Raw genomic sequence first — 15,569 nt, forward strand, 5'->3', positions numbered from 1 at the left:
AGTTTGCGAAAATCTTCACATCGCTATGGGCAAAGTTTTAGTTGAAAACATAAGGATTTATGCACATCATGGTTGTTTGCCGGAAGAAACAATTATTGGCTGCCAATATTCCGTAGATGTTTCGGTCAAGACCGATCTTTCCAAAGCTTCACTGTCCGATGATTTAGTGGATACGGTAGATTATGTACATATCAATAAAATCGTAAAAGAAGAAATGGCTGTCCCCTCCAAACTATTGGAGCATGTGGGTAAACGTATTTTAGATCGGATTTTTTCGGAGATTCCCATGGTCAAAAAAACGGCGGTCTCCGTATCAAAATTAAATCCTCCCATTAACGGTGATGTAGAAAAAGTCACCATTGTCCTAAAATCTTCTCGATAGCGATAATTTTCCAGAGATTAAACCGTTATTTTCGATATAATTTGGCATTGTGGTCGAATTGGATAGACAAAGTCCCGCAAGGACTTTCATGGTGGTTCGAGTCCACCCGATGCCTCAAAAGTTCAATTTAATTGTAAAGAATAAGCCTACATAAGTTGAACTAAACTAGAATTATTGTTTATTTTTGCCGTCACTAAAATGGCATCGTGGCCGAGTGGCTAGGCACAGCTCTGCAAAAGCTTGTACAGCGGTTCGAATCCGCTCGATGCCTCCAAAACCTTCCCCTGTTCGGAAGGTTTTTTTATGCCTGTAAGAGAAACACCAAGAAAATAGCAGGAATAAAATATATGGCTATGGTTCTGGCACCTTCATAATCTTTGGCCATACGCTGTCCAAAGAGCAGCATCAACAAGGCTGCACAGGATAATATTGCACCGTAGAGCGCCATAGTGCCGTCTCCGTTTAAAAGGAGTTGGTAGACGCCCACGAAACACAAGATACCGGCAATGATTTCCGTAAGCATGACAATACCTAGAAGTGCAGGTACAAGCCCTTTTAAAGGGGTTTCGGCAAAATGACCTTTTAACCAGGACAAATTTCCTTGCCAGTCCATGATTTTATCGATACCACTTTGTAGAAAAGTAATGATCAAAAAGAGCAACAGTAATAGTTCGGTAGCATTGTTGAGTAAGTTTTCCATAGTATTATGATTGTATTTGAGTCGCATTGGTGTGCAGGAGCCGGGTGAGCCTAATGGAAAGGTCAGTAAAGATAATTTTGGCGTTACCGTTTCGCTCTACATGGTACAGAGCACTTTCCAGCTCTTTAGTGATGTCCATAATATTGTTCTCGTGAACAAAAGGAGCGAACTTTTTCAATTGAAATCCATCGGAATGAATTTTCATATAGGCCAGTTCATCGGCACCATAATTTAAAAGCAATGCTTGCCGCATGACCATTAAACAATAATGGAGAAATTTTTTCTGGGTTTCCCTGCCCGTTTTGGCAAGTTCTTCGCTCCAAAGAATCAATTCCCTCACGGCACCTTTATTTCCTTTGGCTTTGAATGCGCTACGCACCCACTGTACAAACCACTTTTCAAAAACCAGATCCTCAGAATCCTGATTTAATAGGTCCAAAGCCTTATTATAATTTCCATTGGCTTCATGTGCAAGACGCATGGCCTCCTGTTTTATGGCTCCGTTTTGAATGAGCGCATTGGATATAACCTCCTCGGGAAGTGGTGGGAAATGTATGGCTTGGCAGCGAGACCGTATCGTCTGTATAATTTGTTCCTCATCTTGGGCCAGCAATAGAAATACCGTTTTTTCTGGTGGTTCCTCAATCAGTTTCAGGAGTTTATTGGCAGCGGCATTGTTCATTTTTTCCGCCATCCATATCAGCATCACCTTATAACCTCCCTCATATGATTTTAGGGATAGTTTTTTGACGATGTCCAAAGCTTCATCAACACCTATCTGCCCTTGCTTCTTCTCAATTTCCAATAATCGGTACCAGTCAAATAAGTTTCCGTAGGGCTGTTCCTTGATAAACTGCCGCCATTCTTGCATGTAGTGATTGCTCACGGCATGACTTTTTGCCTTTTCAGAATTGGCGACCGGAAAGGCAAAATGGAGGTCAGGATGCGCCAACCCATCAAACTTAAGGTTGCAAGCATCATCTCCCCCCTTATTTTCCCCGCCCTTGTTTTGGCAAATAATATATTGTGCATAGGCCAAGGCCATGGGCAATACCCCAGAGCCTTCAGGGCCTACAAAAAGCTGGGCATGTGGAATCCTGCCTGCCTCAGCACTGGCCGTAAGATGATTTTTTATATGGGGAAGCCCTAAAATTTGATTGAACAACATTAATTCAAATATAGTTGTTTTCGGGTATTACGGAATTATCATAGCTTGTTATAAATAATCGGCGGCTGCGCTTTACCCCAAACCCATTAATCTTTACATTTGCCGTTCATTTAAAAGCATAATCAAGATGAAGACATTGGACCAGATCAATTTTGAAGATAAAAAAGCATTGATCCGCGTGGATTTTAATGTTCCTTTAAACGAGAATTTTGAAGTAACGGATACCAATAGGATAGAAGCTGCTAAACCGACCATCATCAAAGTGTTGGAAGATGGTGGAAGTGCAATATTGATGAGTCACTTGGGAAGACCCAAGGGCGAGCGTAATCCAGATTTGTCTTTAAAGCATATTTGTGCATCGGTTTCGGATATTATCGGCGTTGAGGTAAAGTTTATTGCCGATTGTGTTGGCGAGGAGGCCGAAAAGGCTGTTGCCGAGCTTCAAAACGGAGAAGTGCTTTTATTGGAAAATTTAAGATACCATGCCGAGGAAGAGAAAGGCGATGAAGCATTTGCGGAGCAGCTTTCCAAACTTGGGGATGTATATGTAAACGATGCTTTTGGTACGGCGCACCGTGCGCATGCCTCAACTACTATAGTAGCAAAATTTTTCCCGGATGCAAAGTGCTTCGGTTATTTATTGGCCAAAGAAATCGATGCCATTGAAAAAGTGATGCAAACGGGCGAAAAACCGGTGTTGGCCATTTTAGGGGGTGCAAAAGTATCCTCTAAAATCACGATTATAGAAAATATATTGGACAAAGTCGATGATTTGATTATTGGCGGGGGAATGACATACACCTTTGTGAAAGCGCAAGGAGGGGAAGTAGGTGATTCTATCTGCGAGGACGATAAGATGGATTTGGCGATGGATATTCTAAAACAAGCCAAAGAAAAAGGAGTAAACGTTCATATTCCGGTAGATGTGGTTGCTGCGGATGATTTTAGCAATGACGCAAATACTAAAGTAGTGGATGTGGACAAGATACCCAGTGGATGGCAAGGTTTGGATGCCGGCCCCAATACGTTGGAAAACTTTCGGACGGTCATAACCAATGCAAAAACTATTCTTTGGAACGGGCCCGTTGGCGTTTTCGAAATGGAAAGTTTTGCCAAAGGAACCATCTCCGTAGGTAATTCTATTGATGAAGCCACCCAAAAAGGGGCGTTTTCGCTTGTAGGAGGAGGAGATTCCGTTGCTGCGGTAAAGCAATTTGGCTTTGAGGAAAAAGTAAGTTATGTTTCTACTGGAGGCGGTGCCATGTTAGAAAGTCTAGAAGGTAAAACCTTGCCAGGTATTGCCGCAATATTAGCATAGTAAAGGCGTTATCGATAAACGGGCTGGAATCATTTTAAGAGATAATATTTTATTCTCCCAAAAAAATGTGCGATTTTCGCTAGTCCCGCTTAGAAATTTTTGCCTTTATGAAAAAGTTCCTTTTTACCTGTACGTATTTGCTTACCGTACTTTTTGCGTCCATTTCGGCTTATGGACAGCAAACAGACTCCTTACTGTTGAGAAAAACTAAAGATAGTATTGTTCAAATGCCTTTGGATACGGTTGCTATAGACCAAAGTACCGTAGATAATATGGGAGCGCTTGAGGGAGCTGTAATACAACCCGATGCCCCTTTATCACTCTTCAGGTCCAAAAAGACCAATAAATACAATTTGCAGGACAACAAACTTGCGGCAAAGTACGATAGTCTTTGGATGAAGGAACTCATTGCAAGTGCTCCTCTTTTTAATGAGATGCAATCGGAGGTTGTAGGCTTGAACCCCACAATCGAATACGAATATGAATTATCTACGGACACCTTAAAACAACGCTTAAAAAAGCTTAATGAAAAAACACCGTTCAATGTAGCGTATAATCCATCTCTGGAAAATGTCATCAAATCTTTTTTGACGAGAAAGCGCGATTTGATGGAACGTATGCTAACGTTGAGTCAGTTTTATTTCCCACTCTTTGAGCAGACCATGGACAATTATGATATTCCATTGGAGATGAAATATCTTTCCATAGTAGAGTCGGCCTTAAATCCTAGGGCACGTTCAAGAGTAGGGGCAACCGGACTTTGGCAATTTATGTACGGTACAGGCCGTGAAATGAAATTGGGAATAACCAGTTATGTGGATGAACGGAGCGACCCTATAAAATCTACCGAAGCCGCTTGTAAGTATTTGAACAGGTTGTACAGTATTTATGAAGATTGGGATTTGGCCCTTGCGGCCTATAATTCTGGGCCCGGCAATGTAAACAAGGCGATTAGAAGGTCTGGAGGGTACAAAAATTATTGGAACATAAGACGAAATTTACCTAGGGAAACAGCAGGTTATGTACCCGCTTTTTTAGCAACTATGTATATTTTCGAGTATGCCGAAGAACATGGACTAAATGGCAAAAAAGTGGACCGGGCTTATTTTGAAACGGATACGGTGCATGTAAAAAACATCATTACGTTTAATCAAATTTCGGAGTTGGTCGGGATAGAAAAAGAAGAACTTCAGATTTTGAATCCGTCATATAAATTGGGCGTTATACCTTACATCAAGGGGAAAGATTACGCTTTGCGATTGCCCGTAAGGGCCATGGGAAGATTTGTAGCGAACGAGACCGCTATTTACGCCCATGTAGAAAAGGAGCTAAAAAGCAAGGAGAGCCCGTTACCACAATTGGTAAAACAGGCGGAAGCAGGCAGAATACGCTATAAAGTACGTAGTGGGGATTATCTAGGAAAAATCGCTGAACGATACGGGGTGGGCGTAAGCCAAATAAAACGATGGAATGGCATGCGCAGTAACAATTTACGGGTTGGCCAAAGGTTGACCATCTTCCCAAGAAAAACTCCGGTAGTGGCAACGAAATCACAGAGTACTACTTCAAAAAAAGTAGTTTTTGATAGCAATACAAAGGTACACGAAGTACAGAGCGGCGACTCACTATGGACGATTTCTAAGAAATATCCAGGAATTAGTATCGAAAATTTAAGAGAATGGAACGGTATTAGTGGTAAGAACCTGAAACCGGGCATGAAGTTAAAGTTGTGCAATTGCCCATCATAAAATGAATATCCAAAATGAAAAAATTCAGCATAGTTTCCATCTTTGTATTCGTAATTGTTCTTTCTTGCAAGGAGGGTGGAAAACAGGACTATCTTCCTGAATCCTTGGGAGCGATAAACAGCCTTACCGTAGTGATTGACAATGAGTTATGGAAAGGAGCGGTAGGCGATAAAATAAGGGAAAATTTTGCAGCCCCGGTTTTGGGCCTTTCTTGGGGGCAGGAAGCTAAATTCAGCATTACGCAAATACCACCACAGATTTTCTCGGGAGCTGTTCGGAACACAAGGTCCATTCTTTATGTGATGGAAGATTCGTTGGACATAGCCCATATGAAATCCAACATGTACGCAAAACCTCAAAAAGTAGGGGTAATCAAAGGAAGAAACAAAGCGGAACTCATAGAGAACATCAGTGAAAAAGCACCAGAGTTTATCACCACATTTAAAAAGAATGAACTTGCACAGGCACAAAAACGTTTTTTAAAGTCGCTCAGCAAGGAAAAGGCCCTGCAAAATAGGTTGGGTATAAATTTGAACGTACCCTCAGTATATAAGGTAGGCCGTGAAGACGATAATTTTGTTTGGGTCGATAGGCAAATCCAAAAAGGCAATATGAATATAATTGCCTATTCGGTTCCTTGGGATACATTTAGTAGCGATTCTACCTTTGTTCAGGACATTGTTAAAATGAGAGATTCCATAGGAAAATTATACATTCCCGGAGAAGACGTTCCCGGAAAGGAGAATTACATGATTACGGAAAAGGCTTTTTCTCCCTATGTATTTCCGGCGGAGGTTGCCGGTAGAAAAGCAGCTGAAGTTAGAGGTGTCTGGGAAATGTCCGGATATCCAATGGCCGGCCCTTTTCTTACATATATCATAAATGACAAGCCGAATAATAGAAAGGTAGTACTGGAAGGTTTCACTTTTGCCCCGGCCACAGAAAAAAGGGACTATATGTTTGAATTGGAGGCGATATTAAAAACAGTAAAATTCAATGATGTGTCCAAATAATCAGCCCTAAACCTTTGAAGATATAAAAAACGGGCCTGAGTATACACTCAGGCCCGTTTTTTGATTTTAACACTGTATTTGTATTATAGGTTGCTAAAAGAAAAGCCGGTTGATATCCTAAATACGAAAGCGTAAAGGACCAAACCTATTAAAAGAAAGCAAATCCAAGAGAAAACCTTAAAGTAGTTCTCCAAAATAATGTTTCTCCAATTTCTAAAAGCTTCAAAATAAATTTCTTTTATAAGTAAAAATTTTTCCATACCTGAACATTTTAATTTTTCATACAAGGCAAAGTTCGGTCGAATTAAAAACTTGATTAAAAAAAATAGGCCAAAGGAGAATATCTTCCACAAAAAGACAATGATATTTTAAACAATCTATGAAGGGCCTATTTACTCGATATGCGGTATGAATGCGAAAACAAAAAGCACCGATAAACGGTGCTTTTATAGGGCTGGGTTGATTGGACTTGGTTTAGTTCATTCCAAAACGAAACCAAGAAAAGATTTTTAAATAAGACCTTACCAAGCTATTTCCAGAATGCTTAAAAGTCTCTGGATACGTTTCTTTTGTAAATAAGGCTTTTTTCATGATTTAGGATTTTAGGCTATTTATATAACTGTAAATCATTCGTTTAGGTATGTATTTCAACATTTTTGTTGTGAATTTGATTTGAACTGTTGTGAAATAAGTATTAAAAAAGGAAGGATTTGGATTTCATCATAAAAAAGGCCGTTGCAATGAATTCATTGCAACGGCCTTTTTTAAGCTTTATAAACCGGATTTACATGCTTACGATGATAAATTCCGACCTACGGTTAAGATAGTGCTTTGGTTCCGTACAGTGCACGCTACCGTCACATTCGTTCAACAATCTTTCCTCACCATAACCAATGGCACTTTGTATGCGTTCTGAATCAATACCCTTGGAAATGATATAATCGCGTGTAGACTTCGCTCTTTTGTCCGACAAATATTTATTGTAAACTGCGGCACCCCTAGAATCGGTATGGGATTCAATCTTTATGACCATTTCTGGATATTCGTTCATCGTGGCGATTAGTTTATCCAATTCAGCGGCAGCATCTTTCCTAATAGATGACTTATCAAAATTGAAATGAATCATTTCGGTTTTCAATTTTCGAATACCGTCCTGTACTTGTATCAGCTCGTTCAGTTTCCGTAGCGATACATCCACTGAGATGGTATCCCCCTCCGCCGTGGTCGCTATACGTTCATCCTCAATATAATTGTCCCTTTTTGTTCTAAGTGTGTATCGGGTATTGGCATTCAAGTCTTCAAATATAAAACTACCATCATCGCTAGCTTCTACCTCTTTTAGTTTAATGTTGTTCTCATCTAAAAGCACTATTAAAGCCTTGGGCATTATGTCGCCAGTAATCAGTTCCGTGATTACACCTGCAATGGCATTTACGTTATTTGGAGTTTCTTCAACAGTCAATCTTTTAAAGGAATAAATATCGTCATCTCCTTTCCCTCCCTTTCGGTTAGAGGCAAAAAAACCTTTTTGTGTTTCTTCGTTAACGATATAGGAGAAATCGTCCTTATTACTATTAACGGGCTGTCCAAGGTTTTTGACCTCGGAGAACACTCCTTTTTCATCATAGGTGGCCTCATATACATCCAAACCGCCCATTCCCATATGACCGTTGGATGAAAAATAAAGCTTCTTTTCATTTATAAAAGGAAACATTTCCTTCTGTTCCGTGTTCACTTCTGGACCAAGGTTTCTTGGGGAAGAGAATTCGCCGTTTTCCAAAACATCTACCACGAAAATATCTGTCTGGCCAATACTTCCGGGCATATCAGAGACAAAATACAGTTGCTTTCCATCTTTACTTAATGCCGGATGTCCGGTCGAATAAAAATCGCTGTTAAAAGAAACTTCGGTAGCTTCTGTCCATTCTCCATCTATTTTCCTGGAACGGTAAATTTTCAGATGGTTGATTCCTTTTTTATCCCTCTTAAGCTTCTTCCCATAGTTGTTCCGCGTAAAATAAACAGTTTCTCCATCTGGAGAAAAAGTTACGGACGCTTCATGATATTTAGTATTGATTTTTTTAGAGAACTTTACAGCGTTTTTGAGCTCCATAGATTCCTCGTTCAGTTTTGCAACATAAAGGTCAAGATAGGGTTGGTCGTTCCATTTATACCTTCTGGTATTAAAAACGGAAGAATCTTTGGAAGAAGCATATACAACCTCATCCCCATTATAGAACATTGGTGAAAAATCAGAATATGGAGAGTTAAGGTTGATGTTCTTGATCTCAAAATTATCCTTGCCGCCCAAGATTTTATCCAATACTATTTCTTTTCTACTATAGGTCAATGATTTTGATGCCTGAGCGGCACTTTCTTCTTTGAGCTTTTTATTGTACAGGCGCATCAACCGTTTGGAACGGGCATAATTACCGGTTCCTTTTAATGAATGTGCGTATTTGAAAACATTATCCGAAGACATTTCCTGACCTCGTTTCTCATAGAGTATATTGTACCATTTGTACGCTTCCTGCATATTGGTGTTGAAATAATGTGCATCGCCAGCTTTTTGTAATACTATATAAGAGTAATGCTCCGGATTTTTAGCTAGGGCCAGTTCATAAAACTTTGCAGCTTCGGCGTACCACATCTTATCAAAATACTCATCGGCCCGCTTTAATAGCTTACTTTCAGAAGCACTAATTTTGGTGGAATCCCTCTTTATTTGCTCAACATACTGTAAATCAAATGGTTCTTCAGATGTATCGGATTTCGCCTCACTTAGCATATCATAGGTAACTTCTTCCAATGGTACTACATTCTCAATTGGTTTGCTATTGGTAACGTTGAGCAACCAAACATCGTCTTTAAACCGATTGTCGAAATTAGATTTACAATCTTCTAAAGCAATTTTCCAGGAATCGTATCTTGAAACGTATAGGTAGTAAAGGTTGCTTTCGGCATTAAAAAAATAACCGGATTCAAACCCTTTTCTTTTAAGCTTCCGAACCTGTTTTTTTAAATTTTTGGATTTACTGAACACTCCGGAGATGACATAAAACCCATTGGTTACATCATTCAAGTTCTCAAAAGTACGATGGGGAACCTTGTATGCTTTAGCCGTTTCGCTAAATGAAGTGTTATTACCAGAGGTAGATTCTGGATCAGTTTGATCAGTGGCAACAGTTTGCTGCCCCGAAGCGTTTTCGGATACTAAATCTTCTTGGAATCCTTGTGCAACAGTTCCAAAAAAGAAAAAAAGCAAACAGGTTGTAATAATACTTTTCATTACACTATTATGTGAAAACCTATTTTAATACACACTATTTTTTGAATGAAAAATTAAATTGGACAGTGTAAAACAATAGAATTCCAAACGAAATTAATCCTAATGTACGGGGTGATTTATTTTTTGTTGTGAAATGGTACATTTCTGTCGTGTATAAGTCTTTCAATGTAGACTATGTCCCTAAATGTGGTGCCTGATAGATGAAATACACTCAAAAACCCTACTTTTTCCGAGGTTTGAATTTTTTTCTTATTAAAAAATAAAAAACGCCCAAATTTTGGGCGTTTTTTTGAAATATAATATTAATTTTTGGAAGATTTTACTCTTTGCTTTTCTCTTCTAATTTTTCTTCATCTTTAGAAGCATCCTTAAATTCTTTGATCCCACTTCCAAGACCTCGCATAAGTTCGGGGATTTTTTTGCCGCCGAATAATAATAGGACCACTACCACTACCAATATTATTTGTGGAGCTCCAATTGCCAAAAAAGTAGATAAAACTGTCATAGGAAATATGATTAATAATGATATCAAAGGTACTAAAATCTAGTTAAGGGTGCTAAAATATTAACGTTACGTGTTTATATTAATTGCCTTAATGGAAAAATACCCTATTTCATGGTTTTACTTTTGGACATAATGAAATTGAGAATTGTATTTTTACAATAGATTTTAAGCTAGATAGGTTACTAAGTTTATATTTGCGGCAATGGCCAAGAAAATAAAGAAAAGGAAAGAGATAAAACGGAAACTACTGCACAAGTACCGGTTGGTAATTCTGAACGAAAGCACTTTTGAAGAAAAGATATCTTTTAAATTAAGCAGGCTTAATGTGTTTGTTACGGGCTCTTTGTTTATGATAGGCCTTATCGGGTTGACGATTCTTTTGATTGCCTTTACGCCGCTAAGGGAATATATTCCCGGATATTCCTCTACCAAACTTAAAAAACAGGCTACGGAACTTACCTATAAGACAGACTCTCTAGTGAGAACCTTAAATTATACCAACAAGTATTTAAATAATATTCGGATGGTGTTGGCCGGAGATATTGAAAACAATGAAATTAACCGTGATTCACTTTTTGAAAAGTTTAAACTAGACCCTGCTTCTATAGATTTGACCCCGATAAAAGAAGATTCCATGTTAAGGGCGGAAGTTGCTCTAGAGGATAAGTACAATTTGTTTGAACGAAATACGGACAAAAAGAGCCTGATTTTGTTTCCTCCTCTAACGGGGACGCTCTCCATGGCCTATGATTTTAACAAGAAACATTATGCGGTAGATGTTGTTGCCCCAACCGATACTCCCGTTAAAGCAATCGCCAATGGCACGGTAGTTTTTTCCGAATGGACGGCAGATACGGGTTATGTAATTATTCTAGAACACGACGGAGGCTTGTTGAGCGTCTATAAACATAACGGTTCTTTGGCCAAATCACAAGGAGCTATCGTAAGGGCCGGAGAAGTAATCGCTTCTGTAGGGAATACGGGAGAGTTGACTACGGGGCCACACTTACATTTTGAACTTTGGGATAATGGGACCCCGGTAAATCCGGTCGATTTTATTGATTTTAATTAAGAAGCATGTCCATTAAAGGAATAGCGGCCAAAATTTTTGCTAGCGTAATAGCAAAAAAGACCCAAAAATGGGTAGACGCTCCTTTGGAAACACAGCAACGTGTTTTTGAGGGGTTACTGAAAAAAGCCTCGAGTACGACCTTTGGTCAGGACCATAGTTTTTCTAGCATCAAATCTTATCAGGATTTTGCAACTAAGGTCCCTGTACGTGATTACGAGGAGTTGAAACCTTATGTAAATAAAGTCGTAGCGGGTAAGAGCGATATACTCTGGCCCGGCAAACCTACTTATTTTGCAAAAACTTCAGGGACCACTTCAGGTGCCAAATATATCCCGATTACCAAGGAATCAATAACCCACCAAGTTGAAGCTTCTAGAAATGCCATTTTAAATTACATCCATGAAACAGGCAATGCGGGTTTTGTAAACGGCAAGATGATATTTTTACAGGGAAGTCCTGAACTCACTGAAAAAAATGGAGTTAAACTGGGTAGGCTTTCTGGAATTTCCGCCCATTACGTTCCCAATTATCTACAAAAAAACAGATTGCCCAGTTGGGAAACAAATTGTATTGAGGATTGGGAAACAAAAGTTGATACCATAGTGGAAGAAACCAAAAAAGAGGACATGACGGTCATTGCTGGCATACCTTCTTGGGTGCAAATGTATTTTGAAAGGTTGAAAGAAAATACCAATCAGAATATTGGAGATTTGTTTCAAAACTTTGAACTTTTTATATATGGCGGAGTCAATTATGAACCCTATCGGAAGAAGTTTGAGGAACTGATTGGCAAAAAAGTGGGAAGCATAGAACTCTTTCCTGCGAGCGAAGGATTTTTTGCATATCAAGACCGGCAAGATAAAAAGGGAATGTTGTTATTATTGAATTCGGGCATTTTTTATGAATTCATACGAGCCGATGAATTTTATAATGAGGATAGAAAACGCCTTACGTTAAAGGATGTTGAAGTTGGTGTGGATTATGTAATGATCATCTCTACAGATGCTGGATTATGGGCTTATAACCTTGGTGATACCATTCGGTTTATTTCGATTAGGCCATATAAAATTATTGTTTCGGGAAGGATCAAACATTTTATATCGGCCTTTGGTGAACATGTGATAGCAAAGGAAGTAGAGGAAGCTATGGCTAAAGCTATTCAAGAGACAGACGCCAAAGTGAATGAATTCACGGTCGCACCGCAGATAACTCCGGAGCTAGGGGAATTGCCCTATCATGAGTGGCTCATTGAATTTGAGCAAACCCCCGCGGATATGAAAAAATTTATTTCCATTTTGGACCAGTCGTTACAGCAGCAAAATAGTTATTATTTTGACTTAATTTCAGGTAAAATATTACAAACGTTGAAAATTACTTCAATTAAAAAAGATGGATTTAGAGAATATATGAAGTCAGTAGGAAAACTAGGGGGTCAAAATAAAGTACAACGATTAGCAAATGACCGCAAAGTTGCAGATATTCTTGTTGAATATCGAGTAGATTCACATTGAATAGATTTTCCAAGCGATACGATAAAATAGAGAAAATGAACGTAAATTCAGTCATATCTTTTTCGGTCAAGAATAGCGTTATATGAAAATACTTGTAACAGGCACGGCTGGTTTTATCGGGTTCCATTTCACCAAAAAACTGATTCAGTTAGGACATGAAGTGGTAGGTCTGGACAACATCAATGATTATTATGATATTACTTTGAAATATAGTAGGCTAAAGAATCTAGGATTAAAGAAAAAGGAAATAACTTCTGAACGGCTTGTGAAAAGTAAAACATATGATAATTTTCAATTTATAAAATTGGATCTTATCAATAATGAAGGCCTTGTTCAACTTTTTAATAAAGAAAAGTTTACTGTGGTAGCCCACCTTGCCGCACAGGCAGGTGTACGATACTCCATTGACCATCCCAGTTCATATATTGCCTCCAATCTAGTAGGTTTTGGAAATATCTTGGAGTGTTGTAGAAAGTATAGAATAGACCATTTGGTATATGCCTCTAGCTCCTCTGTTTATGGTGACAGCAAAAAAACACCTTTTTCAGAAGAAGACAAGGTTGATCACCCTGTAAGCCTATATGCCGCTACCAAAAAAAGTAACGAATTATTGGCACATGCCTACAGCCATCTTTATAAATTCCAAGCAACGGGATTGCGCTTTTTTACCGTTTATGGCCCTTGGGGAAGACCGGATATGGCTCCAATGCTGTTCGCTAAGGCAATCACTCAAAATGAACCAATCAAAGTCTTCAACCATGGGGAAATGCAAAGAGACTTTACCTATATAGACGATGTCGTAGAAGGCATGGTGAAAACAATAGGATACAAAAACAAGAAAAAAACAAAGCATCAAATCTTTAATATTGGAAATTCCAAACCTGTTGATCTGCTTAAATTTATAGAGATAATGGAAGATGCCCTAGGACATAGCGCTGAAAAAATAATGATGCCAATGCAATTGGGAGATGTTAAAACAACTTACGCAGATACCTCAAAATTAAGGAATGAAACAGGATACGAATCAAAAACGGATTTAAAGAAAGGGGTAAATGAATTTGTGAAGTGGTACCGGAGCTATTATAAAATCTAACCTAATTGTTCTCTTCTGATGAGTTTATGGCGGTTTTTAAACTGTTTAACTCAATTAAATATGTTGTAATTTTGTACGAAATCATTGATGAAAACAACCACAGCAACTACAAGGGCACAGGAATCTACCAATGCTATAGAACGTTTGTACGTTACCATGCGACATTTGTTCAATCGTGGTTTTTATAAACCGAATGGAGTTTCAGGCGAAGCCTTAAAAAATGCATTGCTCTTATTGAGACCGGAAATATATGGGTCCATAGCCGAAGAAAAAGCGGAATTGAACGGACTTACTTATGTTTTGGATAGATTGCCAGAAGGGATAGAGCAATGCCGGTTTATCAACCTTACTTCGGACGAGGGTTATGGTGCTTCGCATATCAATCCTATTATTCCTCCAAAGAGAAGAAGAAATTGTTATCGGATCGATGACGAACAAATGAATATTGAGATTACCAGAGGCAGATCGGATATCTATGATATTTTAACCCACCTTACCTTTCTATTCATAGAGTCTGAAAAAATATGCAAGCGTGTCCTGATTCCCGATACGGAAAAAACGATTCGGGATTGGGTAAAATTGGAAAGTGCCTTAAAGAAAGAAGAGCTCTCTCAAGCAGAGCGGGAAATTGCATTGATACATACGGCCAATATTTTGGGAAGATCGTTCGAGGAGATTTTAGAGGTATATACTAATTTTTCTACAAAAGAGAACCCGGAGCGCTTCCTTCGCATTATTTTTTGGTTGGGAAAACTGGCTTTGGAAGAAGAAATCACGGGAGAAAAGAGGGCAATAACCTTCAGTTCTCTGTTAAGAGAACGATTGGGGCATCACATTCATGGTGAAATATGGGCCAACAATATTAAGGAAACATTAAATGCGCACAACCTATTAGAAAGGCCCATTCACATAATTTCTGCCAATATGCACAGTGTGATGAATTCCCTATTTGCGAGGAAAGCACTTATTGAAGAATTCAAGGAAGACTCCGACAATCTTGAAATATATGAGGCCCTGAGCAGTTCTGGAAATGTTTCTCTGCGTATGAAAGTGCAGGAACATGCAGAACGCAATGGTATGATATCTATTGATGACACTTCCGGAACCAATATAAATGTCCAGATTTTTGATACTGCAAAGATTGAGGATGGAGCCTGTTGCTATGAATTCGAGGAGATTCCGGATGACAAAAAACCTGTTATCTTTGTAATGGATTACGCTTTCGGGGAACAGGCGTACGAGACCATTGATGAATTTTTAAAACCGTTTGGCAAGAAAAAAAAGCCTGTTTTAATTGACGTAGTTTCAGTAAATATTATGGGGAAAGCCGGAATTTTGCAAGGAGGCAAAGGAGATTTGATGATACCCTCCGCTCATATTTTTGAGGGAACGGCGGACAATTATCCTTTTAGAAATGAATTGTGCGCAGCGGATTTTGAAAACCATGGCCTTAAAGTTTTTGAAGGAACCATGGTAACCGTTTTGGGTACATCCTTACAGAACAAGGATATTCTAAAGTTTTTTCATAAGTCTACATGGAATGTCATAGGTTTGGAAATGGAAGGGGTACATTATCAAAAAGCGATACAATCGGCCTCTAAAATCAGAAAGAGCATTAGAGAAGACGTGAAAGTGAGCTATGCCTACTATGCTTCGGACAACCCCTTGGAAACAGGGAGCACATTGGCATCAGGTGGATTGGGCACTACCGGGGTAAAGCCTACGTATTTAATTACGGATAGAATTCTAAAACAAATATTTAGTTCATAA

General features: G+C 38.9%; 14 protein-coding genes and 2 tRNA genes. 10 read left to right on the plus strand and 6 right to left on the minus strand.

Going from position 1 to position 15,569, the window contains the following annotated elements; all coding sequences use genetic code 11:
• Positions 1-25 precede the first annotated feature (25 nt).
• The 3 genes from folB to ACKWBX_RS00335 all read left to right on the plus strand — a co-directional run bounded on the left by folB (position 26) and on the right by ACKWBX_RS00335 (position 656).
• Positions 26-382 carry a dihydroneopterin aldolase gene (gene folB / locus ACKWBX_RS00325; protein WP_413966646.1) on the plus strand — a complete coding sequence of 119 codons (357 nt, stop codon included), beginning with the start codon at positions 26-28 and terminating at the stop codon, positions 380-382.
• 43 nt (positions 383-425) lie between these two features.
• Positions 426-497, plus strand: a tRNA-Cys gene (locus ACKWBX_RS00330).
• Between the two features lie 85 nt (positions 498-582).
• Positions 583-656: transfer RNA gene (locus ACKWBX_RS00335), tRNA-Cys, on the plus strand.
• 27 nt (positions 657-683) lie between these two features.
• Here the strand turns inward: ACKWBX_RS00335 and ACKWBX_RS00340 are convergent.
• Both ACKWBX_RS00340 and ACKWBX_RS00345 read right to left on the minus strand, forming a co-directional pair.
• Entirely contained in the window at positions 684-1,082 is a 399-nt protein-coding gene (locus ACKWBX_RS00340; RefSeq protein WP_413966647.1) for a DoxX family protein, read from the minus strand.
• A gap of 4 nt (positions 1,083-1,086) precedes the next feature.
• Positions 1,087-2,250 carry a DNA polymerase III subunit gene (locus ACKWBX_RS00345; RefSeq protein WP_413966648.1) on the minus strand — a complete coding sequence of 388 codons (1,164 nt, stop codon included), beginning with the start codon at positions 2,248-2,250 and terminating at the stop codon, positions 1,087-1,089.
• A gap of 127 nt (positions 2,251-2,377) precedes the next feature.
• Between ACKWBX_RS00345 and ACKWBX_RS00350 the strand changes: the two genes are divergently transcribed.
• The 3 genes from ACKWBX_RS00350 to ACKWBX_RS00360 all read left to right on the plus strand — a co-directional run bounded on the left by ACKWBX_RS00350 (position 2,378) and on the right by ACKWBX_RS00360 (position 6,329).
• Complete coding sequence (locus ACKWBX_RS00350; RefSeq protein ID WP_413966649.1) at positions 2,378-3,568, plus strand: phosphoglycerate kinase; 1,191 nt, start codon at positions 2,378-2,380, stop codon at positions 3,566-3,568.
• Between the two features lie 107 nt (positions 3,569-3,675).
• Positions 3,676-5,316, plus strand: a complete 1,641-nt coding sequence (locus ACKWBX_RS00355; protein WP_413966650.1) for a lytic transglycosylase domain-containing protein — start codon at positions 3,676-3,678, stop codon at positions 5,314-5,316.
• Positions 5,317-5,330: 14 nt separating this feature from the next.
• Positions 5,331-6,329 (plus strand): DUF4837 family protein, encoded by a 999-nt coding sequence (locus ACKWBX_RS00360; protein WP_413966651.1) that lies wholly within the window; start codon positions 5,331-5,333, stop codon positions 6,327-6,329.
• 83 nt (positions 6,330-6,412) lie between these two features.
• On the opposite strand, the gene ACKWBX_RS00365 is transcribed toward ACKWBX_RS00360, so the two are convergent.
• The 4 genes from ACKWBX_RS00365 to tatA all read right to left on the minus strand — a co-directional run bounded on the left by ACKWBX_RS00365 (position 6,413) and on the right by tatA (position 10,123).
• On the minus strand, positions 6,413-6,589 hold the full coding sequence (locus ACKWBX_RS00365) for a DUF6747 family protein (protein ID WP_413966652.1): 177 nt from the start codon (positions 6,587-6,589) through the stop codon (positions 6,413-6,415).
• Positions 6,590-6,803: 214 nt separating this feature from the next.
• On the minus strand, positions 6,804-6,920 hold the full coding sequence (locus ACKWBX_RS00370) for a DUF6747 family protein (RefSeq protein ID WP_413966653.1): 117 nt from the start codon (positions 6,918-6,920) through the stop codon (positions 6,804-6,806).
• A 193-nt stretch (positions 6,921-7,113) separates the two neighbouring features.
• Positions 7,114-9,618 carry an OmpA family protein gene (locus tag ACKWBX_RS00375; protein ID WP_413966654.1) on the minus strand — a complete coding sequence of 835 codons (2,505 nt, stop codon included), beginning with the start codon at positions 9,616-9,618 and terminating at the stop codon, positions 7,114-7,116.
• Between the two features lie 319 nt (positions 9,619-9,937).
• On the minus strand, positions 9,938-10,123 hold the full coding sequence (tatA, locus tag ACKWBX_RS00380) for a twin-arginine translocase TatA/TatE family subunit (protein WP_413966655.1): 186 nt from the start codon (positions 10,121-10,123) through the stop codon (positions 9,938-9,940).
• 202 nt (positions 10,124-10,325) lie between these two features.
• Here tatA and ACKWBX_RS00385 point away from each other — a divergent pair, with 202 nt between their 5' ends.
• From ACKWBX_RS00385 to ACKWBX_RS00400, 4 genes are all read left to right on the plus strand, one after another.
• A complete protein-coding gene (locus ACKWBX_RS00385) occupies positions 10,326-11,195 on the plus strand; it encodes a M23 family metallopeptidase (protein ID WP_413966656.1) in 870 nt (289 codons plus the stop codon).
• 5 nt (positions 11,196-11,200) lie between these two features.
• Positions 11,201-12,706 carry a GH3 family acyl-acid amido synthetase gene (locus ACKWBX_RS00390; protein WP_413966657.1) on the plus strand — a complete coding sequence of 502 codons (1,506 nt, stop codon included), beginning with the start codon at positions 11,201-11,203 and terminating at the stop codon, positions 12,704-12,706.
• Positions 12,707-12,788: 82 nt separating this feature from the next.
• Complete coding sequence (locus tag ACKWBX_RS00395; RefSeq protein ID WP_413966658.1) at positions 12,789-13,799, plus strand: NAD-dependent epimerase/dehydratase family protein; 1,011 nt, start codon at positions 12,789-12,791, stop codon at positions 13,797-13,799.
• 87 nt (positions 13,800-13,886) lie between these two features.
• A complete protein-coding gene (locus ACKWBX_RS00400; RefSeq protein WP_413966659.1) occupies positions 13,887-15,569 on the plus strand; it encodes a DUF6909 family protein in 1,683 nt (560 codons plus the stop codon).

The organism is Maribacter algae, from assembly GCF_047345745.1.
Lineage (GTDB): Bacteria > Bacteroidota > Bacteroidia > Flavobacteriales > Flavobacteriaceae > Maribacter.